Annotated in this window: 2 protein-coding genes and 1 pseudogene; all 3 read left to right on the forward strand. The window is 69.5% G+C overall.

The features are described 5' to 3' along the window. Positions 1–1,998 (forward strand): EAL domain-containing protein (locus tag AB0M20_RS31480; RefSeq protein WP_364303963.1); only part of this gene is annotated, 1,998 nt, incomplete at its 5' end. Positions 1,999–2,033: 35 nt separating this feature from the next. After that, the gene (locus AB0M20_RS31485; protein ID WP_364303964.1) at positions 2,034–2,942 is read left to right on the forward strand and encodes an ABC transporter substrate-binding protein; all 909 of its coding nucleotides are present in this window, start codon (positions 2,034–2,036) and stop codon (positions 2,940–2,942) included. A gap of 437 nt (positions 2,943–3,379) precedes the next feature. After that, positions 3,380–3,814, forward strand: a pseudogene (locus AB0M20_RS31490) (hypothetical protein); the annotation flags it as partial.

Consider the following 3,814-nt stretch of genomic DNA (forward strand, 5'->3'; position numbering starts at 1 on the left):
GCCGACGGTGACCAGGCTTGCCGCGGCGCCCTGGGCGCGGTGCTCACCCAGGGGTACCGTGACGAGGCGGCCGACCGCGGACGGGACCAGGCGCTGGCGCAGGCCGCGGTCATCGAGGAGATGGCGGTCGCTCCGGCGCTCGACGGCGCGGATCTGACCGCCGGTCTGACTGATCAGCAGCGTGAGCGGCTGCAGACCGCCACCGATCTGGCCATCTTCCGCGGCTCCGTAGTCCGCATGCGGGTCCGCGACTTCGCCGGCCGGGTGGCCTTCGCCGACGACGGGTCCACGGCGGGCGGCGTTTCGGTGTCCGATCCGTCGTTCCGGGCGGCCGTGGCCGGGCACGCGGCTGCGGCGGTCGTCCGGGATGACTCCCGGTCGAACGGTGTGGTCATCCGCGTGTTGCAGCCGGTCATCATCGGGGCGTCCGGTCAGGCCGTCGGCATACTGGAGTTGTACTTGCCGAACGAGGCGATCGCGGCGCACCTACAGGAGCAGGTACGCCGGGCGTACGTACGGCTCGGTATCGGCCTGGCGGCGCTGTACCTGGTTCTCGCGGTGATCTCGTGGTCGACGACGCGCTCGTTGCGCCGCCACGCGGCCCGCCACCGGCACGAGGCGTTGCACGACGCCCTCACCGGCATGCCTAATCGCGCGGCGTTCCGCGCGCACGCGGAGACTGCGCTCGAAGCCTCCGGCCGCAGCGGATCCGGGGGCGCGATCGTGCTGGGCGACCTCGACCGCTTCAAGGAAGTCAACGACACCCTCGGGCACCACGCGGGCGACGAGTTGCTGCGGGTTGTCGCGCAGCGTCTGGCCGGCGCCGTGCGTACCGGTGACACGGTGGCCCGCCTTGGGGGCGACGAGTTCGGGCTCGTGCTGCCCGGCGCGGACGCCGATGAGGTCGTCGAGCTGCTGACCGGTGTGCGGGACGCGGTGACCGAGGACATGATGCTGGACGGCGTGCCGCTGAGCATTGAGGCGAGCTTCGGCGTCGCCCTCTACCCGGCGCACGGCACCGACGTGGAGGAACTTCTGCAACACGCCGACGCTGCGATGTACCGGGGCAAGCGCGGCACGTCTGGAATTGTGATTTACTCCGGTCAGCCGGCCGACCATTCGACGGCGTGGCTGACAGTCCAAGCCGAGCTACGGCATGCCGTCGAACGGGACGAACTGGAGCTGCTGTACCGGCCGAAGGTTCGTCTGTCCGACGGCGCGGTCACCGGTGTGCAAGCGCTCGTACGGTGGCAGCACCCGCAACGGGGTCCACTGCCGCCCTCGGAGTTCCTTCCCGCCGCCGAGCACTCGGGTCTCATCGAGCCGCTCACCGCCTGGATCCTGCGGCGGGCCCTCGCCGATCAAGCGGCATGGGCGGCGGCCGGTCATCCGTGGCCGGTGTCGGTAACCATCTCCGCCCGCAATCTCGAGGCGCCTGACTTCCCCCGCCTCGTCGCCGATCTGATCGCCGGCACCGGCGCCGCCCCGGATCGGCTGACCTTGGAAATCATGGGCACCGCCGTGGCCGGACAAGCGGCGACCGACGCGGTTCGCACGCTCGCCGCGCACGGCATCGGCGTGGCGGTCGGCGACCTCGGCATCGACTGCGGCTTCCCGCACCTGCGCGACCTGCCGATGTCCGAAATCAAGATCGACCGCACCGTCGTCCGGGGCATGCCACATGACCGCCTGGACCAGGCCATCGTCCGCTCCGTCATCGAACTCGGCCACGGCATCGGCGTCCGGGTCACGGCCGACGGTGTGGAGACTCCCCGCGTACGCCGTTGGCTGGCCGAAGCCGGCTGCGACAACGCCCACGGCGACCTGTTTTCCAATCCGGTGCCCTGGCCGAACATCCTGGACCACTACACCCCCTCCGACTGCGAGCGGCGCGCCGTCGCGCAGCGCGACGACCCCGACCCGACCACCGGCGGCGCCCTCTCCGGCGCTGCTCCGGCATCCGCCGACCACGACGTCCCGGTTTCCCAAGCCGGATGAGACCAGCAGGAGCCCAGATGGCCCACCGTCAGACAATGCACCGTCTCGTGGCGGTCGCCGGCATCGCGACCACCCTGCTCGTCGGTGGCTGCGGCGGAGACCCGCTGCCCGACAACGCGGCGAACGGCGCCGCCGACACCATCGCGGTCAACAAGACCATTCAGCAGCGGCTGCCCGAGTCGATCCGGGATCGTGGAACAATCCGCTTCGTCACCGACCCCAGCTACGCCCCCATGGAGTCGTACGCCCCGGACGGGCGCACCGTAGTGGGCTTCGACGCCGACCTCGCCGCCGCCCTCGGCTCCGTGCTCGGCATCAAGATCGAAATGGTGCCCGCCGACTTCTCCACCGCTCTCGACGACACGGCGACCGGCGAATACGACGGCGTGCTGTCCGCGATGACCGACACGGTCGAGCGGGAGAAGAAGGCCGACTTCATCAACTACTTCTCCGCGGGCACATCCATCGTGGTGCGCCGGGGCAATCCTCAGGGTGTCACCGACCTCAGGGACCTGTGCGGCCAGGTGGTCGCGGTAGAGCAGTCCACCGTGCAGCAGGACCTGCTCGAGCGCTCGCAGCAGACCTGCGGCGCGAAGCCGATCTCCATCCGAACCTTCAAGACGAACGCCGACGCCCTGCTGCAGGTGCGCACCGGGCGCGCGGTGGCCATCCTCAACGACTACCCGCCGGCGGCCGAGCTGACCAGCGACCCGGCCACCCGCACCCACTATCAACTCGCATCCACCGTTCAGTACGAACCCGGCATGTACGGGCTTGCGATAGCGAAGAACAACCCCGACCTGCGTGACGCTCTGCACGGGGCACTCGATGAGCTCATCCGCACCGGCGTGTACAACGAGTTGCTGCTGCGCTGGGGGTTGACGACCGGCGCCCTGCAAGCCTCTTCGATCAACGGCGCCGGCGGGGTCCCTGCCGGCGAGTGACGGGATCTCCCTGGTCAAGGCCGCGCTAGCAGCAGGCGTCCTGGTCTCCTCTGGGGGCGCCTCCGATGCCCGTCAGTCGTTCTTCGGCCCGGTCGGCCGCCAGCTCGTCCGGGTCACCTCGTTGAAGCTGCGCCCCGACGGCCGCAGGGTGCGCATATTCGGGTTGCGTGACCGGCCCGGTCCGGCACACACCGCCATCCATGACGATCTGGCCAAGGTCTTCGGGCTGCTCCAAGACGACCGGATCGACCCCTGCCTGGCTCGTGTCACCCCTTGGAGGCGACGAGGCAGGCGCTGACCTCGGTGTGGGCGGGACGCACACCCGGCAAGGTCGTTCTCATCCCGGCGCGGGTGAGCGAGGCTCGCCGCTCAGATTCCGGCTCGGCCTGCCGATCGTGCTCTGGGAATACGTCAGCGCATAAGTAAGGTAGGCAGCCATGCCGGAGAGCGTGCGCCGTTGGTGGGTGGTTGCCGGACCGCCAAAGGAGCTGCTGGCCCGCCTACGCTGGTTCTTCCTGGCGTTCGCTGTCTTCTTCCTGGTGACGTATCTGCCGCAGCTTCTGATCGAGAGCAACCGCTCCTGGCCGGTGCGTCTGGCCGGGGCCGGCCTGCTGATCAGCCTGGGGTCGTGGTGGCTGCGGTGCTACCGCCGCGGCCACTTCCCTGCCGCGGGCCTTGTTCTGGAGTGCACCACGTTCGCCGCCTGCATCCTCATCCCCAGCGACCCCTTCAAGGGTCTGGGCCTGTTGTACATCGCGGTCAACTTCCGCTCGCTCTACGGCTCCCTGCGACAGATCCTCGGCTTCGCCACGTTGGCCACCAGTTGCTTCATCGCTGCCTCATTTGCCGCTCCCCACCTGGGATCGGTCGAC

This window comes from Actinoplanes sp. NPDC051633 (assembly GCF_040681735.1).
Classification (GTDB): Bacteria; Actinomycetota; Actinomycetes; order Mycobacteriales; family Micromonosporaceae; genus Actinoplanes.